Consider the following 26,561-nt stretch of genomic DNA (forward strand, 5'->3'; position numbering starts at 1 on the left):
GCAGGGGAGGGGGCAGAAGCGTTGCGCGTTCTGTTCGTCGACGATTTCCTCGGCGTCGTCGACAAACCCGCCGGGCTGATGGTCCACGACTCCGCGCTCGCGCGCGGCGAAACCGACTTCGCGGCCGATCGGCTGCGCGAGCAATTCGGCCGCCCCATCTTCCTCGTGCATCGCCTCGATCGGGCGACCAGCGGCTGCCTGCTGCTCGCCTTCGATCGCGAGACGGCGTCCACGCTCGGCAAGACGCTGATGGCGCGCGATGTCGAAAAGGATTACCTCGCGGTCTGCCGCGGCTGGCCGGAGGAACGGTTCACCGTCGACCACGACCTCGACGGCGGCCCCGGCAAACCGGTCAAGAAACCAGCGGTCACTGAGTTCGAGCGCCTCGCCACGTGCGAACTCAACTTCCCGTCCGCAGGCTTCCCGACGTCACGCTACGCGCTCCTGCGCGCCACGCCGCTCACGGGCCGCTTCCGCCAGATCCGCCGCCACCTCAAGCACCTCTCGCATCACCTGATCGGCGACACGAGCCACGGCGACGGGCGCCACAACCGCGCGTTCCGCATGCTCGGCATCCATCGCATGCTGCTGCACGCCGAGCGCCTGGCGTTCGCGCATCCGGCCAGCGGCGAGCGCATCGAAGTGCGTGCGCCGCTGGATGCGGAGTTCGCGAAGGCGCGGGCGCTGTTCGACGGCGCGGCGTTTCCCGACATCCGCTGATCGCGGGCCCGCTGCTAAAGTCCCGCCATGCTCGAGATCGCCCCCGACCTGTCCATCCCCGACGAAGAACTGACCGAACGCTTCGTGCGTGCGTCGGGCCCGGGCGGACAGAACGTCAACAAGGTGGCCACCGCGGTGGAACTGCGCTTCGATGTCGCGGGCTCGCCGTCGTTGCCCGAGCCCCTGCGTGCGCGCCTGCTGGCGCGGCGCGACCGGCGCCTGACCGACGAGGGCGTGCTGGTGCTCAACGCCCAGCGCTTCCGCACGCAGGACCGCAATCGCGAAGACGCGCGCGATCGCCTGGTGGCCTTCATCGTCGCGGGGCTCCACGTGCCGAAGGCGCGGGTGGCCACCAAGCCCACGCGCGCCTCGAAGCAGCGCAGGCTGGACGAAAAGAAACGCAGCGGTACGATCAAGCGCGGACGCACGGTCAGGACCTGGGACTGACGCGGCAGGACACGACACAAGGACGGGGATGGCGACACCCAAACCAGACGAGGCCGGCTACATCCTGCCGTTGCCGCCCAACGCACCGCGCGTGCGGCCGAATGCGTTCGGTCGCTGGTTCGGCCGCACCCTGCTGCGGCTCGGCGGCTGGCGCATGGTCGGCGAATTCCCCGACCTGCCGCGCGTCGTGCTGATCGGCGCGCCGCATTCGTCCAACTGGGACGGGGTGTGGGGCTTCGGCGCGAAGCTGGCGCTCGGCCTGGACATCAAGATCCTCGGGAAGCACCAGCTGTTCTGGTGGCCGCTCGGCCCGATCCTCCGCCGGCTCGGCGTGATCGCGGTGGACCGGAGTGCCGCGCATGGGGTCGTCGAGCAGGCGGCGTCACTGATTACCCAAGCTGGGCAGTTCTGGTTCGGCCTGGCGCCGGAAGGGACGCGCAAACCGGTCGAGCGCTGGAAGACCGGCTTCTGGAAGATCGCCAAGGCTGCGAACGTGCCGGTATTGCCGGCGTACTTCCACTATCCGGACCGCATCATCGGGATTGGGCCCGTATTTCACCTCACTTCCGACATGTCTGCGGACATCGCCCGCATCCGCGCCTGGTACCGCCCGTGGCAGGGCAAGCACCACGGAACCGCCTGAGCAGAAAAACTTTCCGGTCGTCGGCCGGATTGGCACAGCTATTGCGTCAGAAGTGAGAAAGGCGTCACATCGCGTGACGCAGCGTCATCAGCTCTCACCAGGGGGAGAGCTCCCAATGCACATCCTCGTGACCGGGGGTGCCGGTTTCATCGGCTCCCACCTTGTCGATCTTCATCTTGCGCGCGGTGACCAGGTCCACGTCGTCGACGATCTGTCGACCGGCGTGCGCGCCAACCTCGCCGCGCATGAAGACGATCCCAACTTCCGCTTCGACGAAGCCGACATCCTGACCTGGGACCGGCTGGAACGCTGCGTCGGTTGGGCCGACCGCATCTACCACCTGGCCGCCGTCGTCGGCGTGTACCGCGTGCTCGCCGAACCCACCAAGGTGCTGGCGATCAACATCGCCGGGTGCGAGCGCCTGCTGCGCGCCGCGCATTCGGGTGGCTGGAAGCCGCAGGTGGTGCTGGCATCGTCGTCGGAGGTCTACGGCCACAACGACGAAGAGATCCTGCGCGAAGACCAGGACCTGTCGGTCAGCACGCGCGCCGGCACGCGCTGGGGCTACTCGGTGAGCAAGATCGCCGACGAAGCGCTCGGCCTGTCGTACGCGCAGCGTTACGGCATCCCCGCCGTGATCGCGCGCTTCTTCAACACCGTCGGCCCGCGCCAGGTGGGGCGTTACGGCATGGTCGTGCCGCGCTTCGTCGCGGCCGCCGTGCGCAACGAACCGATCACGGTGTTCGGCGGCGGGTTGCAGACGCGTTCGTTCTGCGACGCCCGCGACACCGTCGTGGCGCTCGATGCGCTCGCCGAACGCGCCGCCCGCAACACGCTGGTGGCCAACGTCGGCAACGACCGCGAGATCAGCATCCTGGAACTCGCCGAGCTGGTGATCGAACGCGCGAACAGCCGTTCGGTCATCCAGCACGTCGGCCTGCGCGAAGCCTACGGCGAGGATTTCGAAGACATCCGCCGCCGTCGCCCGAGCCTGGCCCGCCTGCGCTCGCTCACCGGGTTCGAGCACCGCTTCACGCTCGAGCGCACGATCGACGATCTCGTCGCCATCGAACGCAACAAACTGGAAGAGAGTCACGATGGCTACTGCACCCTGGTTCGTCCTCAGTCCGAACGCGCTGCTTAGCGCGATCGGCCTGCTGCGCGGGCCCGACAAGACCGTCCCCACCCCCGCGGTCGACTGGCAGACGGCGATCGTCGACGTCGTCATCCCGGCCTTCAAGGAAGAAGACAACATCGTGCATTGCCTGGCGTCGCTCGCCCGGCAGACGTTCCCCATCCGCAACATCATCCTGGTGGACGACGGCGGCAAGGACCGCACCGTGCCGCGCGCGCGCGAATATGCAGCGGCCGCGGCGCTGAACCTGATCGTGATCGAGCGCGCGTCGTCGATCGGCAAGACGCCGACGATCAAGCGCCAGGCGCGCGAGTTCGACTGCGACGTCGAGTTCATCCTCGACGGCGACACGTTCCTCGAATCGCCGAACTACATCGAACGCTGCGTGCAGGAGCTCTACCAGGGCGTCGGCATCGCGAGCGCGTGCGGCAACATCCTGCCGATGCGGCCGAAGGACCGGCATGCGCTCGCCCAATCGCCCGAATTCCAGCAGTGGCACGGCGCGAAGGCGTACGACGATCCCCACGCGAAGCGCGGCATGCTGCACGGCCTGTGGTGGTGGATCACCAACACGTATCGCGAAGTGCTCTACACGTTCCTGCAGCGCTTCATCTACAAGGGGCAGATGGTGTTCTTCGGCAGCATCACCAACCCGGTGGGCTGCGCGGTGGCGTATCGGCGAAAGTACATCGCCGACCTGTTCGACCGCTACGAACCGATCTTCGGCGACGACCTCACCAACTCCGAGGACATCTTCATCGGCTTCGCGCTCAACCACGAGGGCTACCGCAACATCCAGCTGCAGGATGTGCTGGCGCGCTCGGAAGAACCCGAAGTGCAGCGGCTGCCGCGGCAGGTGTACCTGTGGTCGTCGTCGTTCCTGCAAAGCTGCTACTACTTCGATGCGCTGCTGCGCACGCCGTTCAAGGCGGGCAAGGCCTGGCGCAAGCGCCGCCGCGACAAGTCCAGCGGCGTCGAAGACCTGCGCGTGATCAAGGAACAATATCGCCAGCCCTTCGGCGAGCAGGCCACGCGCGAATACGGCCGGCCGATCGGCTGGACCATGTTCCTCGGCGCGGTGGAGAAGATCGGCTTCCCCACGGCGCTGATCTGCATGCTCGTGCTGCGCATGTGGGAAGCGCTGGCGGTGACGGTGGTCGCCGAGTTGGCGGTGTCGCTGACGGTCCTGGTGATCGTGAGCAAGGGCCGGCGCCTGGCGATGCTGGCCAAGGGCATCGCGGTGACGCCGATGCGTTATGTGCTGATGGTGTCCGACCTGTTCACCACGGCGCGGTTCGCGATCGATTTGTGGATCACGGGGAATCGGAAATGGCGCAAGTGATGTCCAGGGGGCTGCGCCGCAACGCGATGGCCGCGGCGATCGTGCTCGCGGTCGGCATGGCCGCAGGGCCGGTATTCGCGCAGGATCCCGCGCGCCTCGACCAGCAGGCGCGCGAAGCCGCGTGGGCGGGGCGCACCGCCGAAGCGCTGCACATCCTCGACAAGCACCTCGCCGAACATCCGGACGATCGCGCCGCGCGGCTGGATCGCGCGCGCTGGCTGGCGTGGTCCGGCGATTACGCGGCATCGATCGAAGCACTGGACGCGCTCGGTGGCGACGACGACGAAGCGCGCGCGCTGCGTGCTCGCGTGCAGGCGTGGGCGGGGCGTCGTGATGCGGCGCTGGCGTTGAACCAGCCGTTGTACGACGCACACCCGGACAACTACGACGTCGCGTGGACCCAGGCCCTGGCTCAACGCCTCGGCGAACGCGCGGACCTCGCGCTCCCCGCACTCGCCCGCGTGCAACAGCTGCAACCCGATTCGAAGGACACGAAGGACATCGCGAAGGTCATCCGCCTGCCGATGTATTCGTGGATCGGCGCGCCGGCCTCGGTGTATTCCGACTCCGACGACATCGAGATCCGCGGCTGGGGCCTCGACGCCAACCTGCGCATCTCCGATACGACGCGCCTGCTTGCCGAGGTCGCCGATCGCACGCACGAGGCGACGGCCACCGGTCCGTTCGCGCCGTTGTTCGGCGGCGACCACGTCGACGAATCGCGCGTCGAAGTCGGCGCACAGTTCGCCGCCACGCCGGACATCGCGTTCGAACTCCGCGGCGGCCAGTCGAAGCTGGACTTCGTCAACGGCGGCCACGACACCGCCACGATCGGCCGCCTGCGCTTCTCGCAACGCGCGACGGACGACGTCTTCTACGCGATCGCCTTCGAACGCGACCGTGTCGCCTACTCGCCGCGCATCCTGTCGCAGGGCGTGATGCGCAACGGCGCCGTGCTGGACATGGTGTTCACGCCCACGCTGCGCGACACCATCGCCGTGCACGCGGGCGCCGACCACTTCAGCGACGACAACGACCATCGCGCGGTCAGCGCCGACTGGCGCCACGCGGTGCATCGCAGCGGCAACGCCAACGTCGACGTCGGCCTGCAGGGCGAATGGCAGCGTTACACCGACAATCCCGGCACGGGCTATTACGCGCCGAACAACTACCGCCGCATCGCGCCGGTCGCCTCGACGTACATCGCGCTGGGCCCGGAGGCCGGCCTGTACATCGGTGCCGCGCTGGGCGTGCAACGCGACGAAACCTTCGACAACTGGAAGCGCGCCAGCGACATCAGCGCGAGCCTGACGCTCGGCATCTTCACGCACTGGCAGCTCGTGGCGTCCGCGGGCTACAGCGAACGCCTCAACCAGTTCGGGCGTTACGAAGGCACGTCGTTCGGCCTGCAGTTGCGCTATCGCTTCTGCGAATTCCGCGCGGACCGCTGCCCGTAAGGCGTCAGCGTTCCGAGTGCTCGATGCCCCCGTCGGGCTGGATGAGTTCGATGAAGGCGCGCGCCTGCGGCGACAGGAACTTCCCCTTGCGGATCACCACGCCGTAGCTGCGCGAGGGGAAGTACTGCGCGAGCGAGCGCGCCGCCAATCGCGTGCGATCGGCGTCGGTCAGGCAGATCGCGGTGACGATGCTGATGCCCAGGCCCATCGCGACGTATTGTTTGATCACTTCCCAGCCGCCGACTTCCAGCGCGACGGTGTAAGGCACGCGGTTCTGCTGGAACACCAGGTCGACGAGGCGGTACGTCGTCAGGCGCTTTGGCGGCAGGATCAAGCCGTAGGGCGAGAGATCCTCGAGCTTGAGGTCCGCCTTGTGCGCGAGCGGATGGTCGGGCGGGGTGATCAGCATCGGCTCGAAGCGATAGACCGGCATGTAGCGCAGGTCCGCGGGCACATCGAGCATCGAGCCCACGGCCAGGTCGACTGCGTCCGTACGCAATAGGTCCAGCCCGCCCGCGCCGGTGACGTTGTGCAGCGTCAGGCGCACATCGGAGCGGCGCTGGCGGAAGGCTTCGACGATCCCGGGCAACAGATAGAGGATGGTCGAGCTGCCGGCCGCGACGTTGAGTTCGCCGGCATCCAGCCCCTGCACCTTGTCGCGGAACACCGCATCCAGCCCGTCGAGGCCTTCGACCAGGGGCTTGGCCAGCTCGTAGAGGACCTGTCCTTCGCGGCTCGGGGTGAGCCGCCGGCCCACGCGTTCGAACAGCTTGACCCCCAGTTCGCGCTCGAGCGCCTGCAATTGGAGGGTGATCGCGGGCTGGCTGACGTAGAGCGCTTCGGCCGCGCGGGACACCGAGCCCAGGCGCGCGGTCTGGCAAAAGGCACGCAACGGCTTCAATTTGTCCGCTTTGTAGGCGAAACGGGGCGGCGGCGTGCGGTTTTCGGTCATGACACGGCCTTCATATAAGCGCACCTAATCATATGCATAGATAAAACTGTTTTGCGCAATACAGTACCCGCTCGTACGGTCGGCTTCCGCCTCATCAGGGATTCGACCATGTCGGCAGTGCTGCACCCGGACCAGGACGTCGTTCGCCCCGCGGGTATCGCGGTCACCCGCAGCCTCCCCGGGCAGGAGCAATTGCTGACCCCCGCGGCCCTGGCGTTCCTCGCCGACCTGCAGCGCCGCTTCGATCCGATCCGCCAGCAACGCCTCGCCGCACGGCAGGTGCGCCAGGCCGAGTTCGATGCCGGCGCGCTCCCGGACTTCCGCGCCGACACCGCCGCGATCCGCGCCGCCGACTGGCGCGTGGCCGAACTCCCGGGCGCGCTGCTCGATCGCCGCGTCGAGATCACCGGCCCCACCGATCCGAAGATGGTCATCAACGCGCTCAACTCCGGCGCGAACTGCTACATGGCCGACTTCGAGGATTCCACCTCGCCCACCTGGGACAACCTGCTCACCGGCCAGCGCGCGCTGGGCAAGGCGGTCGCGGGCACGCTCGACTGGATGGCGCCCGACGGCGCGAAGCACTACGTCCTCAAGCCTTTCTCCGAACAAGCCGTGCTGATGGTCCGCCCGCGCGGCTGGCACCTCGACGAGAAGCACGTGCTCATCGATGGCGCGCCGATGTCCGCGTCGTTGTGCGACCTCGGCCTGTTCGCCTTCCACAACGCGGTGGCGCTCGCCGCGAAAAACCGCGGCCCGTACTTCTATTTGCCGAAGCTGCAGGCGATGGAAGAAGCGCAGCTGTGGGACGCGGTGCTCGCGCACGTCGAAACCACGCTCGGGCTGCCCGTCGGCCAGATGAAAGTGACGGTGCTGATCGAAACGCTGCCCGCCGCATTCGAGATGGACGAGATCCTGCACGCGTTGCGCACGCGCATCGCCGGCCTCAACTGCGGCCGCTGGGATTACATCTTTTCGTACATCAAGACCTTCCGCCGCCATCGCGATCGCGTGTTGCCCGAACGCGCGCAGGTCACGATGACGCAGCCCTTCCTCAAGACGTATTCCGAACTCCTCATCCACACCTGCCACCGCCGCGGCGCGCATGCGATGGGCGGCATGGCCGCGCAGGTGCCGATCGCCGGCGACGACGCCGCCAACCAGCGCGCGCTCGATCGCGTCCGCGCCGACAAGGTGCGCGAAGTCGGCGCCGGCCACGACGGCACCTGGGTCGCGCATCCGGCGCTGATCCCGCTGGCGCGCGAAGTGTTCGACACCTGGATGCTCGGCGCGCACCAGCAGTTCGTGATGCGCAACGACGTACGCGCCAAATCCGACGCGGAACTGCGCGACGCCCTGCTCAAGCCCTCGTTCGGCACCATCACGCGCGCCGGCTTCGAAGGCAACGTGGAAGTCTGCGTGCGCTATCTCGCCGCGTGGCTCGACGGCAACGGCTGCGTGCCGATCCACTGGCTGATGGAAGACGCAGCGACTGCAGAGATCTCGCGTTCGCAGCTGTGGCAATGGCTGCACGCAGACCCCGGCCTGCACCTGGACGACGGCACGCCCATCGATTTCGCCCTGCTCGAACGCGCCCTCATCGGCCTCCCCAGCAAGTTCGCCGACCGCATGCAGTTGCCCGGGGCAACGCGCATCGCCGAAGCCATCGCCCTGCTCGAAACGCTCACGGAACAAGACACGCTCGAAGACTTCCTCACCCTGCCGGCCTACACGCGGATCGATTGATCCCGACAAGGAGTTCCACCATGAAGCAGACGCTGCCCACCGCCGAACAACTCCGCCTCGACTGGTCCAACAACCCGCGCTGGGCCGGCATCGAGCGCCCGTATACCGCCGAAGACGTGGTGCGCCTGCGCGGCACCGTCGCCATCGAACACTCGCTCGCGCGCATCGGCGCCGACAAGTTGTGGCGTTCGCTGCAGACCGAGGATTTCGTCAACGCGCTCGGCGCGCTCACCGGCAACCAGGCGATGCAGCAGGTCAAGGCCGGGCTGAAGGCGATCTACTTGTCCGGCTGGCAGGTGGCCGCGGATGCGAACCTCGCCGGCGAGATGTATCCGGATCAATCGCTGTATCCGGCCAACTCCGTGCCGCAGGTGGTCAAGCGCATCAACAACACGCTGCTGCGCGCCGACCAGCTGCACCACGCCGAAGGCGACGACGCCATCGATTTCCTGCAGCCGATCGTGGCGGACGCCGAGGCCGGCTTCGGCGGCATCCTCAACGCGTTCGAGCTGATGAAAGCGATGATCGAAGCGGGCGCGGCCGGCGTGCATTTCGAAGACCAGCTCGCGTCGGTGAAGAAGTGCGGCCACATGGGCGGCAAGGTCCTGGTGCCCACGCGCGAAGCGGTGGAAAAACTGGTCGCCGCGCGCCTGGCCAGCGATGTCATGGGCGTGCCGACGCTGATCGTGGCGCGCACCGACGCCGAAGCCGCGGACCTGCTCACCAGCGACGTCGACGACAACGACGCCCCGTTCTGCACGGGCGAGCGCACCGTCGAAGGCTTCTACAAGACGCGCAAGGGCCTGGACCAGGCGGTTTCGCGCGGCCTGGCCTACGCGCCGTACGCGGACCTGGTGTGGTGCGAAACCGGCAAGCCGGACCTTGCGTTCGCGAAGGCCTTCGCCGAAGCCATCCATGCCAAGTTCCCCGGCAAGCTGCTGGCCTACAACTGCTCGCCGTCGTTCAACTGGAAGCAGCACCTGGACGACGCGACCATCGCGAAATTCCAGAAGGAACTGGCGAGCTACGGGTACAAGTTCCAGTTCATCACCCTGGCCGGTTTCCACGCGCTCAACTATTCGATGTTCAACCTCGCCCACGGGTATGCGCGCAAGCAGATGAGCGCGTTCGTGGAGCTGCAGCAGGCCGAGTTCGCGGCCGCCGACAAGGGCTTCACGGCGGTCAAGCACCAGCGCGAAGTGGGCACGGGTTACTTCGATGCGGTGACGCAGACCATCCAGGGCGCGCAGTCCTCCACGGTCGCGCTGAAGGGCTCCACGGAAGAGGAACAATTCCATCCGACGGCCCCCGCCGCCGCCGCGTGAGGGTTGTCTCAAAACAGGCGGTTGCAGGCCCCTGAAAAGGCGCGGGGCGTCCGGTCGGGACGCCCCTTTTCGTACTCCCCGGAATGAATCCTTTCCGGTGGTATCCTCGGTCGCCGGTCGTGACGGGGGATCGCAGCGTGAATCGTGATAGCGGGCCGCCCCTCCGGCGCCACGCGGACATCGAAGTGCTCGAACCAGCGGCTTCGCTCACGGCGGAGGAGTACGCGCTGTTCGCGCAGATCGGTCGCCAGCGGCGCGTGGAGCCGGGCGAAAAACTCTTCCGGCGCGGCGACCTCGGCACCACGATGTTCGTCATCGCGCAGGGTTCGGTCGACCTGGATTTCGGCGACGACCTGGTCGCCAAGCGCCTCGGTGCGCGCGAATTCTTCGGCGAACTCGGCCTGCTGATCGGCGACCACGCCCGCAGCGCCGACGCCACCGTGTCCAGCCCCGGCATGCTGGTCGAATTGCGCCAGGAAGAATTCGACCAGCTGGTCGAACGCGACCCGCGTCTGCTGGCCCACTTCCTGCGCCGCGCGATCATGCGCGTGGTGCTGAACGAACAAAGCCTCATCGGCCGCCTGCGCCGTCGGAACCTGGATTTGCAGACCGCGCTCGACACGCTGCGTGCGACCAACCATCGCCTCACGCAGACCGAAGAGCTCACGCGCACCGACGAACTCACGGGCCTCGCCAATCGCCGCGGTTTCCACCTGCACCTGCAGCAGCGTCGCCGCACCGACATCACGCAAGGCCGCGGCCTGTTGCTGATCGACTGCGACCGCTTCAAGGGCATCAACGACGAATACGGGCACCTGGTGGGCGATCGCGTGTTGCAGGGCGTCGCCAACATCCTGCGTTCGGCCGCCGGCCCCGACGACATCGCCTGCCGCCTGGGCGGCGACGAGTTCTGCCTGATGATCAAGGCCGAAACGCCCGACGACATCGTGCGCGTGGCCGAATTCATCACCACCACCGCGCATGCGTTGCACGAACTGCAACCCGCGCCGCCGCAGATCGCCACGCTCAGCGTCGGCGCCTGCCTCGTCACCGCCGAAGGCGAATGGGACGACTGGTATGCGCTCGCCGACGCCGCGCTGTACCGGGCGAAGCGACTGGGTGGCAATCGTGTCGAGTGGCAGGACGCCGCCCTCGCCCCCGCCTGAAGGGCGACCGCAGCAAGGATTCGCCCATGATCGATCTCCCCACGGACAGCGCGCCTGCGCATAGCGCCGCCACCACCAGCCCGCAGGTCCGCACGCTGCTGCTGACGGACCTGTGCGATTCGACGTTGCTGGTCGAACGCCTGGGAGACGCGCCCGCGGCCGAACTGTTCCGCGCGCACGACCGGCTGGTGCTGGAATTGCAGCAACGGTGGCGCGGGCGGTTGATCGATCGTTCCGACGGTTTGCTGCTGTTGTTCGAACGCCCGATCGATGGTTTGGGTTTTGCGCTCGATTACACGCGTGGTTTGCGTGAACTCTCCGACCGGCCCGAAGTGCGCGCGCGCAAGCTCGTGCTGCAGGCGCGCGCCGGCTTGCACGTGGGCGAAGTGCTCACGTGGCGCAACAGCGAAGCCGCCGTGCAGGCGGGCGCCAAGCCGCTGGAAGTGGAAGGCCTCGCCAAGCCGCTCGCCGGTCGGCTGATGACGCTCGCGCGCCCCGGCCAGGTGTTGCTGTCCGCCACCGCCGAACCGCTGGCGCGCCGCGCCGCGCGCGAACTGGGCGAACGCAGCGAACACCTGATCTGGAAATCGCACGGGCGCTGGCGTTTGAAGGGCGTGCCCGACGGCCAGGAAATCTTCGAAGTCGGCGAACCCGGCTACGCCCCGCTGCGCGCCCCGAAGCAGAACGGCGGCAAGGCATGGCGCGACATCCCCGTGTGGCGCCGCCCGACCGCATTGGCCGCCGAACTGATGCTGGTGATCGGCATCGGCACCGGCGCGTGGTTCCTCACGCGTCCCACGCCCGCCATCGCCTTCAACGAACGCGACTGGGTGGTGGTGGGCGACCTGCGCAACCTCACCGGCCAACCGGTGCTGGACGAATCGCTGGAGCAGGCGTTCCGCATCAGCCTGGAACAGTCGCGCTACGTCAACGTGCTGAGCGACCTGAAGGTGCGCGACACCTTGCAGCTGATGAAGCGCGGGCCGGCGACGCCGCTGGATCGTGGGGTGGCGAGCGAGATCGCGCTGCGCGATGGCGCGCGCGCGGTGATCTTGCCGACGGTGGCGGAAGTGGGTGGGCGGGTGCGGGTGAGTGCGGAGGTCATTGATCCGCATACGCAGACGACGGTGTATGCGGAGTCGGCGGATGGGACCGGGGCGTCTTCAGCGCTGGGTTCAATAGACAAGGTGACGGGGGAGCTGCGCGAAAAGCTGGGTGAGGCGATTGCCAGCATCGAGCGGGATTCGGCGCCGTTGCCGAAGGTCAGCACGAACAACCTCGACGCATTGAAGGCGTATGCGTTGGGGCTCAAGGCGCACTTCGATTTCAAGCCAAAGGACGCGCTGGCGTACTTCGCTCGCGCCACGGAAATCGATCCCAACTTCGCCCTCGCGTACATCGCTGCGGGCCGGACGTATGGCCGAATTGGGGATGTGCCCGGCATTCGTCGCGAGTTCGACAAGGCGAACAAGCACCGGGATCACCTGGCGCCGAGGGAGCTGCTGACGCTTGACGCGCAGCTTGCACGTTTTGGGCCCGTCGAGCCGATGCTGCAGCGCTGGCAACAGTTGATTGCGATGTATCCGGATAACCAGGACGCGCATTTCGTCCTCGCCGTGGAGCTGATGCTTCGTGCGAATCAGTTCGAAGCCGGCCTGCAGCATGCAAAAGCTGCGTCGACATCGCAGAACCCGTATCGAGACAACGCCGTCACCCTGCAGGGCATGCTGCTGACCGGCATGGATCGTATCGATGATGGCCTGAAGATGTTCCAGGCGGCGTACAAGTTCGGCTTCAAGGGCGGTGCGGACGACTATGCGCGTGCCTATGCAGCGAAACGCGATTTCGCCAGTGCGCAGCGTGTCCTGGGAAGGAAGGCCGCCTCGGGCACGACCGTCGGCGACCTGAGGCACCCGATGCAGGAGATGTTGTTCGCACTGGACCAAGGCGATTTCGACACGGCGAGGGCGCAGGCCCAGCGTGGCACGCACAACGCACAGTCGGCCGAGCCGTTGTTTGCGCTTGCGCAGTGGCGCCTGCAGGCGCTGACGCTCCAGACGATCGAGCGCGCCATGCCGAAAGCGGACCTCGAGCGGGCGTTGCTGGCTGAAATCGATCACGTGCGCGCGCGGTCTGCGGAAACGGACGTTGTCGCGTCGAACTACAGCGAGATCCTGCTCCTCGCGCTCGGTGACCTTGGTGGATCCATCGATTCCCTGCCGACCGTACGCGCAGCATTGGCGGCGATCGAGAATTCAAAGGATTGGCAAGGTTTTCCGCTGATGGCGCAGATGCACGAGGTCCTGCTCGCCGAGCAGGATCGACTCTCCGGCAAGGCCAACGCAGCGTCCGCCAGGTTGGCGCCCATCGCGTCGCGGGATGAAGCGCTGGTCGCGGTGCATGTCGCGCTGGCGCGCGCGGCGGGAGAAGCGAAGCAGGATGCGTTGGCGCTGCGCCAACTGGATTGGCTGGTCGCGCATCGGGGTCGGGCGTACATGGAATGGGCGGCGGAAGGTGCGCTCACGCCATCCAACGTCGCGCAGACCACCCTGGCGCACCTTGAAGCGGCGGAGCTCCTGGCGCGATCGGGCCAGCAGGTGGCCGCAAAGGCGCGGCTGGCGCGCTTCCTGTCGTCCTGGCCGGCGAACACGTTGCCCGAGTTTCTCAGGCAACGTGTCGCCCGCCTGCAGGATCAATCGTCTGCCTGAAGTTCCATCGGCGCGCCGTAGTTCACGATCGCGTTCAACGTCTGCTCGAGCTTCCCGCGCTGCTGCGCGATCTTTTCCTTCGAAGCCAGCTGCGTTCCGGCGGCAAGTTGCAGGCAGCTGCCGCCGGACATTGCGGCCTGGTCTGACGTCGCAAGCTTGGCGCCGGCAGAGTCCGGGGCCTTCCAGCCTGCTTCCACGAGCGCCGCATGCGCATCGCGCTTGAACAAGTCGCGGAAATCGTCATCGCTAGACAGCCGATCGAGCAAGGTGCGGACGACTTTCGGGTCGAGTGGTTCGGTCGGGCCCGGGCCTTTCTTCATTGCCATGCGTGTCTCCCCATTTGAGCAAGTCAATACCCCGGGTGGCGACGCTACCCTTGTCTCGTGGTGTTCACAAGCTCTAACGTTGCCGTTTTACGCTCAGGAGCGTTCGATGCGCGTGCGGCGCTGTGCGGTGTTGTGGCTCGAGCCGAGGGAGACAGCACAGTTCCAACTGGAGGACCTGCTTTCCGGAGGCACTGGCATCGTGAGCCAAGTCGGCTGGCGAGCGCACGCACCGCAGTTCGACGAAGCATTGCCGGTGGACGAGGACGACGTGCTGTTGCTCGGCCGGCTCAGTCCCGTGGATTGGATCGACGATGGTCCCCTGCGCGCAAAACACGGCGCCGCCAGGCTGCGCACCTTGCTGCGTGCCGGCCTGTTGATCGGCCAGGGGAAGGCGTGGCGCGCCCAGCGACTCGCCGATGACGAATTGCGTGCCCAGCATTGGTACGGCTTGTCGGCCGTAGCCCACGCCAGGTCTCGATGGGTCGGGTTGGACGCGGCCCGGGAAGTGGCCGAAGCCGGCATGGATACGGCGGCCGGCCTGCGCAAACACTACGGACCGCCGCCCCCGACGCTCATGGAGCGCGGCCCCGCCGACGAACGCGTGCGCTTGCCGCGCGCGGTCCCGACCGCGCTTGATGCACTCTTCGACCAAAGGAGCACCTGTCGCAACTTCGATACCGAAGCCGTTCTGTCGCAGGTGCAGTTCGCACATGTCGTCGAACGTGTCTTTTCCGCACGCGGGCAGGTGCATGGCGCCGACGATTTCAACATGCTGAAGAAAACCAGCCCGTCTGGCGGCGCAATGCATCCGACGGAAGCGTATTTCATCGTGCATCGCGTCGAAGGACTTGCTCCCGGGCTATATCACTACCACTCGGTCGAACATGCGCTGCAACCATTGCCGTGGGAAGGCACCCCTGAAGCGTTGCGCGCCTTCGCGCGCCTGGCCGTCGGAGGTCAGCACTGGTTTTCGGACTCGCCAGTCCAGGTTGCGCTGGTGCCGCGTTTCGCGCGCAACTACTGGAAATACCAGAACCATCCCAAGGCGTATCGCGTTGCGATCCTGGACATCGGGCACCTCTCCCAGACGCTGCTGGTCACGGCGACCGAGCTTGGACTTGGCGCCTACATCACAGCGGCCATCAACGAGGTCGACATCGAACAGGCCTTCGGCCTGACAAGCTACGTGGAAAGCCCACTGGCGGTCTGCGGCTTCGGCCTCCGCGCGGACACGATGACGACCTCGGAGTTCGATCCCAACCGCAAGATCTGGCCGCGCAAACCGAAGTGATCAGCGGCCGCCGATCAGGCGCTCGCCCACGCCGGTGAATTTCAGGCCCACCTGCGCCACGCGATCGTCCTTCAGCGTGCGCACGACCAGCACCGCCTTGCCGAGCGCGAGGCGGTCGCCGACCTGGGGCTGTTCGTCGAAGCGTTCGTCGAACAGCTGCGAGGCCGTCGTCGCCGAGAAGCGCGACGGGATGCTGAGGTTGTAGAACGCGGCCAGTTCGCCCAGCGGCACGTCGCCCGGCAGCGCGAAGCTGCCGAACAGGTCCTGCTCCGCCAGCCGCGCATCGCTGCCTTCGGCGAACAGCCAGTCCAGGCGCGGCGCCTGTCCGGTGGGCGCAAGGAAGTACGCGTAGTCGTTTGCCTTCAGCGCTTCCGCGTCTTCGGGCAACAGCACGCGGCCATCGCGCACCACCATCGCCAGGCGCACGCGGCCGGGCAGGGCATCGCCGCGCAACACCGCGCTGCCGGGCGCGATGCGATAGCCGACCATGTCGTATTCCAGCTGGCCCGGCAGGTCGAGCTGGATGCGGCGCGTGTTGGGATCCGCGCGCGGCACCGCAACGTCGAACCAGTGCGCCGCGCGTGCCAGCGTCCAGCCCTGCACCACCAGCGAAGCGAACACCACGACGAAGGCGACGTTGAAGTACAGCGTCGCATTCGGCAGGTTCATCAGCAGCGGAATGGACGCGAGGAAGATGCCGACCGCCCCGCGCAAGCCGGTCCACGCGATGAAGCCCACTTCCGCGGGCCGGTAGCGGAACGGGAACAAACACGCCGCCACCGCGATCGGCCGCGCGACGAACATCAGGAACGCCGCCACGCCCAGCGCCGGCCAGAAAACGCCAAGCAACTTGTGCGGCGACGCCAGCAGGCCGAGCAGCAGGAACATGATCAGCTGCGCGAACCACGTGGCCGCGTCCTGCACCGACAGCACGTCGGTGCGCGCGCGGATCGGGCGATTGGCGACGACGATGCCGGCCAGGTACACCGCCAGATACCCGCTGCCGCCCGCGAGGTTGGTGAAGCCGAACAGCGCGACGGCACCGGACAACGCGAGCCACGGCGGCAAGCCCGACGGCAGGATGAACTTGTTGAGCGTCCATACCATCAGCCGCCCGCCGAGATAGCCCGCGACCAGGCCGAAGCCCACCGCCCACACCAGGCGCATCGCCAGCATCACCGGCCCCGCGGATTGCTCGCCCGCGATCCACGTCGTCAGCGCGATGGTGAGGAACACCGCCATCGGATCGTTGCTGCCCGATTCCACTTCCAGCGTCGCGTTGGTGCGGCGCTCCAGGTGCAGGCCGCCGGCGCGCAGCAGGAAGAACACCGCGGCCGCATCGGTGGAAGCGACGATCACGCCGAGCAGCAGCGCCTCCAGCAGGGGCAGGTGCAGCAGGTACATCGACGCGAACGCGGTGAGCGCCGCGGTGATCACCACGCCCAGCGTCGCGAGCACCACCGAGGGCAACACGCTGCCGCGCACGTGCGCCGCGCGCGTGCGCAGGCCGCCGTCGAACAGGATCACCGCCAGTGCGAGCGAGCCGACGAAGTAGGTGAAGCGCGTATCCGAATACTGGATGTGCCCGATGCCGTCCTCGCCGAGCACCAGGCCGAGCAGCAGGAACACCAGCAGCAACGGCGCACCGAACCGGCGCGCGAGCAGCGACGAGGCAATGCCCGCCAGGATCAGCAGCGCACCACCGAGCAGGCGCACGTCGATGTCGTGGAGATGCTCCAACCGTGGCTCCTCGGGGTTCGGACCGAGTGTAACGCGGTGCCCTGCAAGCGGCCGTCGCGCACCGTGCATCTTGTGTTGACGATCCGCGCGACCCCCACTATGTTGTGGCCCGTCGGTTTCGACGCGCGAGCGCCGGATGAAAAGGGAAGCCGGTGGGACTTATCAGTCGAATCCGGCACTGCCCCGCAGCGGTAAGTGGAAACGAAGTCGCGCATTGCACTGGGGCGGTGGCCCCGGGAAGCAGCGACGAGTAGGAGGCACGGGTTCGCCCGCGCCGCGTCCACGAGTCCGAAGACCTGCCGACAGCCGCGCGCCTGCACGCCGCGCGGTGCCGGCCGCGGAATCTCCGGGGGGAGATGGCTGGTGACGCAAACGCCGGGCGTCCGCCAATCGCGGATGCGTCGCGGCCGATGCGACGCCGCCCGTCCAATGTCCCGGGGACCGCATGCCACCGACTCGCCGAGGGAGCGATCGGACCGGTGCGCCACCACGGAGCCACCATGACCCACGCCACGCTCGACCCGTCGTCGCCCGTCGACGATGCCCCCCGTTTCGACCTCACCCCGCCGCCCACCGCGACCACCATGTGCGTGACCAAGCGCAATGGCAGCAGCGAAGCGGTCGACCTCAACAAGATCGTGCGCGCGGTGACGCGCGCGGCCGAAGGGCTGCACGCGGTGGAACCGATGCGCGTGGCGACGCGCACGATCTCCGGCCTGTACGACGGCGCGACCACGCGCGAACTCGACGAGCTGTCCATCCGCACCGCCGCGCTGCTGACCGGCGAAGAGCCGGAATACGGACGCCTGGCCGCGCGCCTGCTGGCGCGCGTGATCGGCAAGGAAGTCGCGAGCCAGGAAATCCACGCGTTCTCGCAGTCGGTGTCGCGCGGGCACGAAGTGGGCTTGATCAACGACCGCCTGCTCGGTTTCGTGCAGGCCAACGCGCGCAAGTTGAACGAAGCGCTGGACGTGGCGCACGACCGGCACTTCGATTACTTCGGCCTGCGCACGCTGTACGACCGTTACCTGCTGCGCCACCCGCACTCGCGCAAGGTGATCGAAACGCCGCAGCAGTTCTACCTGCGCATCGCCTGCGCGCTGAGCGACGACGTGCCGGGTGCGCTTGCGCTGTACGGCCGCATGGCCAACCTGGAATACCTGCCGAGCTCGCCCACGCTGTTCAACAGCGGCACCACGCACGAGCAGTTGTCGTCGTGCTTCCTGCTGGATTCGCCGCAGGACACGCTGGAGTCGATCTACCAGAAGTACGGCGACATCGCGCAGTTGTCGAAATTCAGCGGCGGCATCGGCGTCAGCTTCACGCGCGTGCGTTCGCGCGGCTCGCTGATCCGGTCGACCAACGGGCATTCCAACGGCATCGTGCCGTGGCTGAAGACGCTGGATTCGTCGGTGGCGGCGGTCAACCAGGGCGGCAAGCGCAAGGGCGCGGCGTGCGTGTACCTCGAGCCGTGGCATGCGGACGTCGAAGAATTCCTGGAGCTGCGCGACAACACGGGCGACGAAGCGCGCCGCACGCATAACCTCAACCTCGCGAACTGGGTGCCGGACATCTTCATGCGGCGCGTGGAGGCGGACGCGGCGTGGTCGCTGTTCGATCCGCGCGTGGTGCCGGAATTCACCGATCTGTACGGCAGCGATTTCGAAGAGGCTTACGAACAGGCCGAACGCCAGGGCAAGGCCGTGCGCACGGTGCGGGCACGCGAGTTGTACGCGCGGATGATGCGCACGCTGGCGCAGACCGGCAACGGCTGGATGACGTTCAAGGACAAGTGCAACCGCGCGAGCAACCAGACGCTGCGGCGCGGCAACGTGATCCACCTGTCCAACCTGTGCACGGAGATCCTGGAGATCACCTCGTCGGAGGAGACGGCGGTGTGCAACCTCGGGTCGATCAACCTGTCGCGGCATTTCGACGAGGACGGACAGTTCGATTTCGACACGCTGGCGGAAACCGTGCAGTTGGCGGTGCGGCAGCTGGATCGCGTGATTGACCTGAACTTCTATCCGATCGATTCCGCGCGCCGCGGCAACCTGCGCTGGCGCCCGGTGGGCCTGGGCGTGATGGGCTTGCAGGATGTGTTCTTCCGCTTGCGGCTGCCGTTCGACAGCGACGCGGCGCGCGCGCTGTCGGCGCGGATCGCGGAGGCGATCTACTTCCATGCGCTCGAAGCCTCGTGCGAGCTGGCGATCGAGCAGGGCCGGCATCCGGGCTTCGCGGATACGCGCGCGGCGGAAGGCGAATTGCAGTTCGACGCGTGGGGCGTGGTGCCGGAGAACGCGGAACGCTGGGACGCGCTGCGTGCGCGCATCCGCGAACACGGGCTGCGCAATTCGCTGCTGATCGCGATCGCGCCGACGGCCACGATCGCCGCCATCGCCGGTTGCTACGAATGCGTCGAACCGCAGACCAGCAACCTGTTCAAGCGCGAGACGCTGTCGGGCGACTTCCTGCAGGTCAATCGTTACCTGGTGGAAGAGCTGAAGAAGCTCGGGCAATGGACGCCGGAGATGCGCGATGCGATCAAGCAGGCCGAAGGCTCGATCCAGGGCATTCCGCAGATTCCTGAGGCGCTGCGCGAGGTGTATCGCACGACGTGGGAAATCCCGATGCGCGCGCTGATCGACATGGCGGCCGACCGCGGCGCTTTCATCGATCAGTCGGCCTCGCTCAACCTGTTCATGGACAGCCCGAACATCGGTGCGCTGTCGTCGATGTACATGTACGCGTGGAAGCGCGGCATCAAGACCACGTACTACCTGCGTTCGCGCCCGGCGACGAAGATCGCGAAGGCGACGCTGTCCGATGGTGCAGCACAACCCGCGCCGATGGAGGCGATCGCGTGCTCGCTCGAGAACCCGGAATCCTGCGAGGCCTGCCAGTGACCGCGCGCCTGCTCGACCCGGGATTCGAACTCACCCTGCGCCCGATGCGCTATCCGCAGTTCTACGAGATGTACCGCAACGCGATCCGCAACACGTGGACGGTGGAGGAGGTGGACTTCTCCGGCGACGTCAATGATCTCAAGCACAAGTTCGGGCCGGCGGAGCGGCACCTGATCGAGCGGCTGGTGGCGTTCTTCGCCACCGGCGATTCGATCGTGGCCAACAACCTGGTGCTCAACCTCTACCAGCACACCAATGCGCCGGAAGCGCGCATGTACCTGTCGCGGCAGTTGTACGAGGAAGCGCTGCACGTGCAGTTCTACCTCACGCTGCTGGACACCTACCTGCCGGATCCGCGCGAGCGGGCGCGCGCGTTCGCGGCCGTGGAGAACATCCCGTCGATCCAGCGCAAGGCGGCGTTCTGCTTCAAGTGGATGGCCTCGCTGCAGGACACGGCGCGGCTGGAGACGCAGGCGCACCGGCGGCAGTTCCTGTTGAACATGATCTGCTTCGCGGCGTGCATCGAAGGCTTGTTCTTCTTCGGCGCGTTCGCGTACGTGTACTACCTGCGTTCGCGTGGGCTACTGCACGGCTTGGCATCCGGCACAAACTGGGTCTTCCGCGACGAGAGCGCGCACATGGCGTTCGCGTTCGAAGTCATCCGCACGGCGCGCGAGGAAGAACCCGACCTGTTCGACGCCGACCTGCAGGCGCAAGTCGTCCAGATGATGGTGGAAGCGGTGGAATGCGAGTACGCGTTCGCCGAAGACACGTTGTCCGGCGGCGTGGCCGGGTTGTCGTTGCGCGACATGCGCGAGTACCTGCAGTACTGCGCGGACCAGCGGCTGGTGCAGCTCGGGATGCCGCGCCATTTCGGCGCGCGCAACCCGTTCCCGTTCATGGACCTGCAGGACGTGCAGGAGCTGACCAACTTCTTCGAACGCCGCGTGTCGGCCTACCAGGTGGGCGTGCAGGGCGAGGTCGAGTTCGACCACGCGTTCTGACGCTTCAACGCGCCTGCATCGGGGACTCGGTATGGATGGCGCAGCGCCACGCGCCATCCTGCCGCACCCAGGTCGACGAGTCGGACACCTTCATGCGGACGTCCTTGCCCTTCTCGTTCGTGGTCTGGTCGACTTCGTACGTCAGGATCGCCACGTCGTCGGACGGATGCAGCACCGAGAGGTTCGACAGTTCGTACTTGACCAGCTTGTAGTCCGGGTTGTCCGCCATCTTGCGGTAGCCCGCATGGTCGAACTGCATCGCGCCGTGCTGCGACACCATCAGCGCGGGCTCGGCGAGCAGGCCGAGCGCGACATCGGTATTGCCGTCCACCATCGTCTGCCAGAAGCGCTTTTCCAGCGCGATGATCTCGTCCTTGTCGTTGTCGGCCATCTGCTTCGCCTCCTGTCGTGGGGGCGTTTGCTTTAGCAAGGCCCGCGACAAGAGCGGGTGAATCGGTCAGCCGGTTCCGCGATCCAGGCGGCGGTAGCCGATGGCTTCGGTGAGATGCGCGGTGGCGATGGATTCGCTGCCTTCCAGGTCGGCGATGGTGCGCGCGACGCGCAGGATGCGATGCATCGAACGCGCGGAGAGTTGCAGCATTTCGATGGCGTGTTCGAGCAGGCGGCGATCGTCGGGGGCGAGACGACACGTGGCTTGGGTCTGCGGCACATCGAGCCGCGCGTTGTGGCACCCGATGCGTTCGAGTTGGCGATCGCGTGCGGCGATGACGCGCGTGCGCACGACGGCGCTGGATTCGCCGGGCGCGGCATCGTCGCGCAATGCGCTCGGCGGCAGGCGCGGGACTTCGACGTGCAGGTCGATGCGATCCATCAACGGCCCCGACACGCGCGCGGTGTAGCGCTGCAGCATCTCGGGCGAACAACGACAGCGGCCCGACGGATCGCCGGCCCAGCCGCACGGACACGGATTCATCGCGGCGACGAGCTGGAAGCGCGCGGGAAACGTGCAATGGCGCGCGGCGCGGGCGATCGTGGCGACGCCGGATTCCAGCGGTTCGCGCAGCATCTGCAAGGCGTGGCGATCCCATTCGGGCAGTTCGTCGAGGAACAGCACGCCGTGGTGGGCGAGGGAGATTTCGCCGGGACGTGGTTCGGTGCCGCCGCCGACGAGGGCGATCGCGCTCGCGCTGTGGTGCGGGGCGCGGAAGGGGCGTGTGCGCCACGTCGATGCATCGATGCCGCGGCCGCTGACCGAGGCGACCGCCGCGGCTTCGAGTGCTTCGGCTTCCGTCGCTTCCGGCAGCAGGCCGGGCAAGCGCGAGGCAAGCAACGTCTTGCCGCACCCTGGCGGTCCGACGAACAACAGGTGATGCCCACCGGCCGCCGCGACTTCCAACGCACGCCGCGCATGCGCCTGTCCCCGCACGTCACTCAGGTCGGCGACTCGCACGTCTTCGACCTCGCGCACCTCCGGCACGGGCAACGTCTTCGTCCCCGACAACGCCGCACACACTTCGAGCAACGTGCGCGCCGTGCGTACATCCGCATCGCGCACCAGCGCCGCCTCCGCGCCGTTCTCCGCCGGCACGATCAACCGTCGCTTCGCCGCCGTCGCGGCCATCACCGCGGGCAGCACGCCATCGACGGGGCGCAGTTCCCCCGTCAGCCCGAGCTCGCCGATGAACTCCACATCGCGCATCGCCTGCTGCGGCACCTGGCCGCTCGCCGCCAGGATCCCGAGCGCGATGGGCAGGTCAAACCGCCCGCCGCCCTTCGGCAAGTCCGCCGGCGCGAGGTTGATGGTGATGCGGCCGTTGGGGAATTCGAGTTGCGCGCACTGGATGGCGGCACGCACGCGATCGCGCGCCTCGCGCACGGCCGTGCCCGGCAATCCCACGATGTGCAGCGCCGGCAATCCGGACCCGAGGTGCGTTTCCACCTGCACGTCGGGCGCGCGCACGCCGGCGCGTGCACGGCTGTGCACGAGCGACAGACCCATGGGGGTGGCTCAGGTCAGTGGCGCGGCGGCGCCGGCGCGTCGATCTGCGATTCGAGATCCGCGACGGTGCGCTGGAGTTCGTCCAGCTTCTCGCGCGTGCGCAACAGCACGGCGCGCTGCACTTCGAATTCCTCGCGAGTCACCAGGTCCAGCTTGGCCAGGCCCGACTGCAGCACGGATTTGAAGTTTTCCTGCAGTTCCTCGCGGCTGTCGCGCAGGGACGGAGGCACGAGGCTGCTGAGCCGGCGGGCGAGTTCGTCGAGCTTCTCGAAATCGATCATGGCACTCATCACCTGAGCTCCTTCCTGGAGGATCTGCAGCTTGCTTGGGAGACACCCGGCGCGCCATCGGACGGCGCCGCGCGCGGGGGTCGGTGGAAACCTACGAACGGCAGCCACGACCGGCGGTATGCTGCCGGCTGCCGACATGGAGACGACGTGATGAAGATGGTCATGGCGATCATCAAGCCCTTCAAGCTGGATGACGTCCGCGAGGCCTTGTCCGAGGCGGGCGTGGCGGGCATCACGGCCACCGAGGTCAAGGGGTTCGGGCGGCAGAAGGGCCACACCGAGTTGTACCGCGGCGCCGAGTACGTCGTGGATTTCCTGCCCAAGATCAAGCTGGAGGTCGCCGTCACCGACGACCAGGCCGATGCCGTGGTCGAGGCCATCATGCAGGCCGCCGGCACGGGCAAGATCGGGGACGGGAAGATCTTCGTGTGGGAACTGGACAAGGTGGTCCGGATCCGCACGGGCGAACTGGACGGGGACGCGCTCTAGCGCGTCACTCCCCCAGCGCCGCCGCCACGAACGGGATCGACGCCATCGCCCCCTGGTGGATATCGGCGGTGTAGTACTTCGTCGCGAACGTCTTCTCGCGCGCATCCACCGCCCGGTAATCGAAGCCCCCCGACTTGCGTGCCAGCGTGCAGCTCCACCACCCGGTCGGGTAGCAGGGCTGCGGGAACGGCAGCGTCTTGAACGTGGTGAAGCCGGCCTTGCCCATCTCGGTGCGCATTTCCTTGATGAGGTCCAGCAGCACCAGCGGCGATTCGGACTGCTGCACCAGGATGCCGTCGTCCTTCAGCGCCTTGAAGCAGGACGCATAGAAGGCCTTGTTGAACAGGCCCTCGGCCGGGCCGACCGGATCGGTGGAATCCACGATCACGATGTCCACGCTGCCTTCCGGGCAGTTGGCCATGTACGCGATGCCGTCGTCGAACAGCAGTTCGGCGCGCGCGTCGTTGTTGGCGTCGCACAGCTCCGGGAACCACTTCTCGGCCATGCGCGTGACCTGCTCGTCGATGTCGCACTGCGTGGCGGATTCCACGCCCGGGTGCTTGAGCACTTCGCGCAGCGTGCCGCAGTCGCCGCCGCCGATGATCACCACGCGCTTCGGCGCGGCATGCGTGAACAGCGCCGGGTGCGACATCATCTCGTGGTAGAGGAAGTTGTCGCGCGTGGTCAGCATCATTGCGCCATCGATGAGCATGAGGTTGCCCCAGTCGGTGCTCTCGTAGATCTCGATCTTCTGGAAGGGCGACTGCACCTCGTCCAGCTTGCGCGTGATGCGGTAGCCGATGGCCGAGCCGGCGGGCTCGAAGTTCTCGTACATCCAGGTGGGCTCGGTCATCGCGGCAAGTCCGGCAGGGCGTTGGGGGCGCGCATTGTAGGGCGCTCGCCGTCGTGGCGCTGCCTTCGGCCCCCGGGCGGTACACTGCGCGCCCTTTTTTCCCAGACGGAACGCTGCCGATGAGCGCCTGGTCCCTCGACCACGCCCGCAAGACCTATTCGATCCCGCATTGGTCGGAAGGGTATTTCGACATCGACGGCGCCGGCCGCGTGACGGTGAGCCCGCGCGGCGCGCAGGGCCCGGCGATCGCGCTGGCCGAGGTCGTGGACAAGGCCAAGGCCAACGGCGCCAAGCTGCCGCTGCTGGTGCGCTTCCCCGACATCCTCGGCGACCGCCTGGGCAAGCTGCAGGCTGCGTTCGCGCAGGCGCAGGCCGACTGGGACTACAAGGGCGGCTACACCGCCGTCTATCCGATCAAGGTCAACCAGCACCAGGGCGTCGCCGGCACGCTGGCCTCACACGCGGGCGAAGGCTTCGGCCTGGAAGCGGGCAGCAAGCCGGAACTGATGGCGGTGCTGGCGCTGAGCCGGCCGGGCGGGCTGATCGTCTGCAACGGCTACAAGGATCGCGAATACATTCGTTTGGCTTTGATCGGTCGCAAGCTCGGCCTGCAGACCTTCATCGTGGTCGAGAAGCCCAGCGAGCTGAAGCTGATCATCGAGGAAGCGCAGGCGCTGGGCGTGCGGCCGGGCATCGGCGTGCGCATGCGCCTGGCCTCGCTGGGCGCGGGCAAGTGGCAGAACAGCGGTGGCGACAAGGCGAAGTTCGGATTGTCGCCGCGCCAGGTGCTGGACCTGTGGAAGACGCTGCGCGACAACGGCTACGGCGATTGCCTCGGCCTGCTGCATTTCCACATGGGCTCGCAGATCTCCAACGTGCGCGACATCGCCAACGGCATGCGCGAGGCGGTGCGGTATTTCATCGAACTGTCGAAGCTCGGCGCGCAGGTCCAGTACATGGACGTGGGCGGCGGGCTGGGCATCGATTACGAAGGCACGCGTTCGCGCAGCTACTGCTCGATCAACTACGGCGTGGCGCAGTACGCGAACAACATCGTGCAGCCGCTCGCCGAAGCCTGCGAAGCCAACGGCCTGGCGCCGCCGCGCATCGTGACCGAATGCGGCCGCGCGATGACGGCGCACCACGCGGTGCTGGTGGCCAACGTGGCGGAAGTGGAGGAAGCGCCGGAAGGCCGCGTCCCGCCCGCGCACGACGACGAACCCGCGGTGATCCGCCACCTGCGCGAGATCCACGACGAACTGGACCAGCGCCCGGCGGTGGAACTCTTCCACGACGCGCAGCACCACCATGGCGAAGGCCTGTCGCTGTATGCGCTCGGGCAGATCGACCTGACGCATCGCGCGCGCATCGACGACCTGTTCTATGCGATCGCGCATGCCGTGCGTGCGCGGCTGGACGTGGGCGAGAAGTCGCACCGCGACCTGCTCGATGAGTTGAACGAGCGCCTCGTCGACAAGTACTTCGTCAACTTCAGCGTGTTCGAATCGATGCCGGACGTGTGGGCGATCGACCAGGTGTTCCCGATCGTGCCGATCGAGCGCCTGGACGAAGCGCCGTCGCGCCGCGGCGTGATCGCGGACATGACGTGCGACAGCGACGGCAAGATCGATACCTACGTGGAAAACGAAGGCCTCGATTCTTCGTTGCCGCTGCATGCGCTGAAGCATGGCGAGGTGTACCGGCTGGGCTTCTTCCTGGTCGGTGCGTACCAGGAAATCCTGGGCGACATCCACAACCTGTTCGGCGACACCGATGCGGTGGAAGTGCATCTGGACGGCAACGGGTATGCGATGAGCCAGCAGCGCCGCGGCGACACGACGGACGTGATGCTGGATTACGTCGGCTACAAGCTCGACGTGCTGCGCGCGGAATATGCGAAGAAGGTGGATGCCGCGAAGTTGCCGGCCGACGAAAGCGCGCGGATGAAGGACGCGCTCGAGTCGGGGCTGACGGCGTATACCTACCTGAGCGACGAGCCGGTCTGAGCCCTGCCGTCATTCCCGCGAAAGCGGGAATCCAGGCCGGTGCGGCGATCCGACA

Annotated in this window: 22 protein-coding genes and 1 riboswitch; of the genes, 15 read left to right on the plus strand and 7 right to left on the minus strand. The window is 67.1% G+C overall.

The features are described 5' to 3' along the window. Positions 1-21: 21 nt before the first annotated feature. From LYSHEL_RS06955 to LYSHEL_RS06980, 6 genes are all read left to right on the plus strand, one after another. Positions 22-720, plus strand: coding sequence for a pseudouridine synthase (locus LYSHEL_RS06955; protein WP_244858696.1), 699 nt, complete (start codon positions 22-24; stop codon positions 718-720). Between the two features lie 27 nt (positions 721-747). Continuing rightward, entirely contained in the window at positions 748-1,167 is a 420-nt protein-coding gene (gene arfB, locus LYSHEL_RS06960) for an alternative ribosome rescue aminoacyl-tRNA hydrolase ArfB (protein WP_213437056.1), read from the plus strand. Between the two features lie 28 nt (positions 1,168-1,195). Beyond that, positions 1,196-1,810, plus strand: a complete 615-nt coding sequence (locus LYSHEL_RS06965) for a lysophospholipid acyltransferase family protein (RefSeq protein ID WP_213437058.1) — start codon at positions 1,196-1,198, stop codon at positions 1,808-1,810. A gap of 115 nt (positions 1,811-1,925) precedes the next feature. Next, positions 1,926-2,954 (plus strand): NAD-dependent epimerase/dehydratase family protein, encoded by a 1,029-nt coding sequence (locus tag LYSHEL_RS06970; protein ID WP_213437060.1) that lies wholly within the window; start codon positions 1,926-1,928, stop codon positions 2,952-2,954. Further along, positions 2,908-4,287, plus strand: coding sequence for a glycosyltransferase family 2 protein (locus LYSHEL_RS06975; RefSeq protein ID WP_213437062.1), 1,380 nt, complete (start codon positions 2,908-2,910; stop codon positions 4,285-4,287). The genes LYSHEL_RS06970 and LYSHEL_RS06975 overlap by 47 nt, the downstream gene beginning before the upstream one ends. Beyond that, complete coding sequence (locus LYSHEL_RS06980; RefSeq protein ID WP_244858698.1) at positions 4,275-5,744, plus strand: tetratricopeptide repeat protein; 1,470 nt, start codon at positions 4,275-4,277, stop codon at positions 5,742-5,744. The genes LYSHEL_RS06975 and LYSHEL_RS06980 overlap by 13 nt, the downstream gene beginning before the upstream one ends. 4 nt (positions 5,745-5,748) lie before the next feature. On the opposite strand, the gene LYSHEL_RS06985 is transcribed toward LYSHEL_RS06980, so the two are convergent. After that, the gene (locus LYSHEL_RS06985) at positions 5,749-6,696 is read right to left on the minus strand and encodes a LysR family transcriptional regulator (RefSeq protein WP_213437064.1); all 948 of its coding nucleotides are present in this window, start codon (positions 6,694-6,696) and stop codon (positions 5,749-5,751) included. Between the two features lie 108 nt (positions 6,697-6,804). Here LYSHEL_RS06985 and aceB point away from each other — a divergent pair, with 108 nt between their 5' ends. The 4 genes from aceB (at position 6,805) to LYSHEL_RS07005 (ending at position 13,641) form a co-directional block, all read left to right on the plus strand. Further along, on the plus strand, positions 6,805-8,442 hold the full coding sequence (gene aceB, locus LYSHEL_RS06990) for a malate synthase A (protein WP_213437066.1): 1,638 nt from the start codon (positions 6,805-6,807) through the stop codon (positions 8,440-8,442). A gap of 20 nt (positions 8,443-8,462) precedes the next feature. Further along, entirely contained in the window at positions 8,463-9,767 is a 1,305-nt protein-coding gene (aceA, locus tag LYSHEL_RS06995; RefSeq protein ID WP_213437068.1) for an isocitrate lyase, read from the plus strand. Between the two features lie 119 nt (positions 9,768-9,886). Next, complete coding sequence (locus LYSHEL_RS07000; RefSeq protein WP_407075167.1) at positions 9,887-10,933, plus strand: GGDEF domain-containing protein; 1,047 nt, start codon at positions 9,887-9,889, stop codon at positions 10,931-10,933. A gap of 26 nt (positions 10,934-10,959) precedes the next feature. Beyond that, entirely contained in the window at positions 10,960-13,641 is a 2,682-nt protein-coding gene (locus LYSHEL_RS07005) for a putative peptide modification system cyclase (RefSeq protein ID WP_213437072.1), read from the plus strand. Here LYSHEL_RS07005 and LYSHEL_RS07010 read toward each other — a convergent pair. Continuing rightward, the gene (locus LYSHEL_RS07010; protein ID WP_213437074.1) at positions 13,626-13,967 is read right to left on the minus strand and encodes an NHLP-related RiPP peptide; all 342 of its coding nucleotides are present in this window, start codon (positions 13,965-13,967) and stop codon (positions 13,626-13,628) included. The genes LYSHEL_RS07005 and LYSHEL_RS07010 overlap by 16 nt on opposite strands. A gap of 106 nt (positions 13,968-14,073) precedes the next feature. Between LYSHEL_RS07010 and LYSHEL_RS07015 the strand changes: the two genes are divergently transcribed. Continuing rightward, the gene (locus LYSHEL_RS07015) at positions 14,074-15,258 is read left to right on the plus strand and encodes a putative peptide maturation dehydrogenase (RefSeq protein WP_213437076.1); all 1,185 of its coding nucleotides are present in this window, start codon (positions 14,074-14,076) and stop codon (positions 15,256-15,258) included. Here LYSHEL_RS07015 and LYSHEL_RS07020 read toward each other — a convergent pair whose 3' ends face one another. Further along, the gene (locus LYSHEL_RS07020; protein ID WP_213437078.1) at positions 15,259-16,998 is read right to left on the minus strand and encodes a potassium/proton antiporter; all 1,740 of its coding nucleotides are present in this window, start codon (positions 16,996-16,998) and stop codon (positions 15,259-15,261) included. A gap of 96 nt (positions 16,999-17,094) precedes the next feature. After that, a riboswitch (cobalamin riboswitch) is annotated at positions 17,095-17,316 on the plus strand. Between the two features lie 182 nt (positions 17,317-17,498). Here LYSHEL_RS07020 and LYSHEL_RS07025 point away from each other — a divergent pair. Beyond that, positions 17,499-19,904, plus strand: coding sequence for a ribonucleoside-diphosphate reductase subunit alpha (locus LYSHEL_RS07025; RefSeq protein ID WP_213437080.1), 2,406 nt, complete (start codon positions 17,499-17,501; stop codon positions 19,902-19,904). A gap of 44 nt (positions 19,905-19,948) precedes the next feature. Further along, a complete protein-coding gene (locus LYSHEL_RS07030) occupies positions 19,949-20,908 on the plus strand; it encodes a ribonucleotide-diphosphate reductase subunit beta (RefSeq protein WP_213437667.1) in 960 nt (319 codons plus the stop codon). A 4-nt stretch (positions 20,909-20,912) separates the two neighbouring features. On the opposite strand, the gene LYSHEL_RS07035 is transcribed toward LYSHEL_RS07030, so the two are convergent. The 3 genes from LYSHEL_RS07035 to ubiK form a co-directional block, all read right to left on the minus strand. Then, positions 20,913-21,299, minus strand: a complete 387-nt coding sequence (locus tag LYSHEL_RS07035; protein WP_213437082.1) for a nuclear transport factor 2 family protein — start codon at positions 21,297-21,299, stop codon at positions 20,913-20,915. 66 nt (positions 21,300-21,365) lie between these two features. After that, positions 21,366-22,868, minus strand: a complete 1,503-nt coding sequence (locus LYSHEL_RS07040) for a YifB family Mg chelatase-like AAA ATPase (RefSeq protein WP_213437084.1) — start codon at positions 22,866-22,868, stop codon at positions 21,366-21,368. 14 nt (positions 22,869-22,882) lie between these two features. Next, positions 22,883-23,149 (minus strand): ubiquinone biosynthesis accessory factor UbiK, encoded by a 267-nt coding sequence (gene ubiK, locus LYSHEL_RS07045; protein WP_213437669.1) that lies wholly within the window; start codon positions 23,147-23,149, stop codon positions 22,883-22,885. A 159-nt stretch (positions 23,150-23,308) separates the two neighbouring features. On the opposite strand from ubiK, the gene LYSHEL_RS07050 reads away from it, so the two are divergent. Continuing rightward, positions 23,309-23,647, plus strand: a complete 339-nt coding sequence (locus tag LYSHEL_RS07050) for a P-II family nitrogen regulator (RefSeq protein WP_213437086.1) — start codon at positions 23,309-23,311, stop codon at positions 23,645-23,647. 4 nt (positions 23,648-23,651) lie between these two features. Here LYSHEL_RS07050 and speE read toward each other — a convergent pair whose 3' ends face one another. Then, complete coding sequence (gene speE / locus LYSHEL_RS07055) at positions 23,652-24,500, minus strand: polyamine aminopropyltransferase (RefSeq protein ID WP_213437088.1); 849 nt, start codon at positions 24,498-24,500, stop codon at positions 23,652-23,654. A gap of 119 nt (positions 24,501-24,619) precedes the next feature. Between speE and speA the strand changes: the two genes are divergently transcribed. Then, positions 24,620-26,506, plus strand: a complete 1,887-nt coding sequence (gene speA, locus LYSHEL_RS07060) for an arginine decarboxylase (RefSeq protein ID WP_213437090.1) — start codon at positions 24,620-24,622, stop codon at positions 26,504-26,506. The last annotated feature ends 55 nt before the right edge of the window (positions 26,507-26,561 follow it).

This window comes from Lysobacter helvus, assembly GCF_018406645.1.
In the GTDB taxonomy this organism is placed as follows: Bacteria; Pseudomonadota; Gammaproteobacteria; order Xanthomonadales; family Xanthomonadaceae; genus Noviluteimonas; species Noviluteimonas caseinilytica.

Coding starts and splice junctions, on each gene's coding strand:
- arfB (WP_213437056.1), top strand. CDS start 748: ATGCTCGAGATCGCCCCCGACCTGTCCATCCCCGACGAAGAACTGACC.
- LYSHEL_RS06965 (WP_213437058.1), top strand. CDS start 1,196: ATGGCGACACCCAAACCAGACGAGGCCGGCTACATCCTGCCGTTGCCG.
- LYSHEL_RS06970 (WP_213437060.1), top strand. CDS start 1,926: ATGCACATCCTCGTGACCGGGGGTGCCGGTTTCATCGGCTCCCACCTT.
- LYSHEL_RS06975 (WP_213437062.1), top strand. CDS start 2,908: ATGGCTACTGCACCCTGGTTCGTCCTCAGTCCGAACGCGCTGCTTAGC.
- LYSHEL_RS06980 (WP_244858698.1), top strand. CDS start 4,275: ATGGCGCAAGTGATGTCCAGGGGGCTGCGCCGCAACGCGATGGCCGCG.
- LYSHEL_RS06985 (WP_213437064.1), bottom strand. CDS start 6,696: ATGACCGAAAACCGCACGCCGCCGCCCCGTTTCGCCTACAAAGCGGAC.
- aceB (WP_213437066.1), top strand. CDS start 6,805: ATGTCGGCAGTGCTGCACCCGGACCAGGACGTCGTTCGCCCCGCGGGT.
- aceA (WP_213437068.1), top strand. CDS start 8,463: ATGAAGCAGACGCTGCCCACCGCCGAACAACTCCGCCTCGACTGGTCC.
- LYSHEL_RS07005 (WP_213437072.1), top strand. CDS start 10,960: ATGATCGATCTCCCCACGGACAGCGCGCCTGCGCATAGCGCCGCCACC.
- LYSHEL_RS07010 (WP_213437074.1), bottom strand. CDS start 13,967: ATGGCAATGAAGAAAGGCCCGGGCCCGACCGAACCACTCGACCCGAAA.
- LYSHEL_RS07015 (WP_213437076.1), top strand. CDS start 14,074: ATGCGCGTGCGGCGCTGTGCGGTGTTGTGGCTCGAGCCGAGGGAGACA.
- LYSHEL_RS07025 (WP_213437080.1), top strand. CDS start 17,499: ATGACCCACGCCACGCTCGACCCGTCGTCGCCCGTCGACGATGCCCCC.
- LYSHEL_RS07030 (WP_213437667.1), top strand. CDS start 19,949: ATGCGCTATCCGCAGTTCTACGAGATGTACCGCAACGCGATCCGCAAC.
- LYSHEL_RS07035 (WP_213437082.1), bottom strand. CDS start 21,299: ATGGCCGACAACGACAAGGACGAGATCATCGCGCTGGAAAAGCGCTTC.
- LYSHEL_RS07040 (WP_213437084.1), bottom strand. CDS start 22,868: ATGGGTCTGTCGCTCGTGCACAGCCGTGCACGCGCCGGCGTGCGCGCG.
- ubiK (WP_213437669.1), bottom strand. CDS start 23,149: ATGATCGATTTCGAGAAGCTCGACGAACTCGCCCGCCGGCTCAGCAGC.
- LYSHEL_RS07050 (WP_213437086.1), top strand. CDS start 23,309: ATGAAGATGGTCATGGCGATCATCAAGCCCTTCAAGCTGGATGACGTC.
- speE (WP_213437088.1), bottom strand. CDS start 24,500: ATGACCGAGCCCACCTGGATGTACGAGAACTTCGAGCCCGCCGGCTCG.
- speA (WP_213437090.1), top strand. CDS start 24,620: ATGAGCGCCTGGTCCCTCGACCACGCCCGCAAGACCTATTCGATCCCG.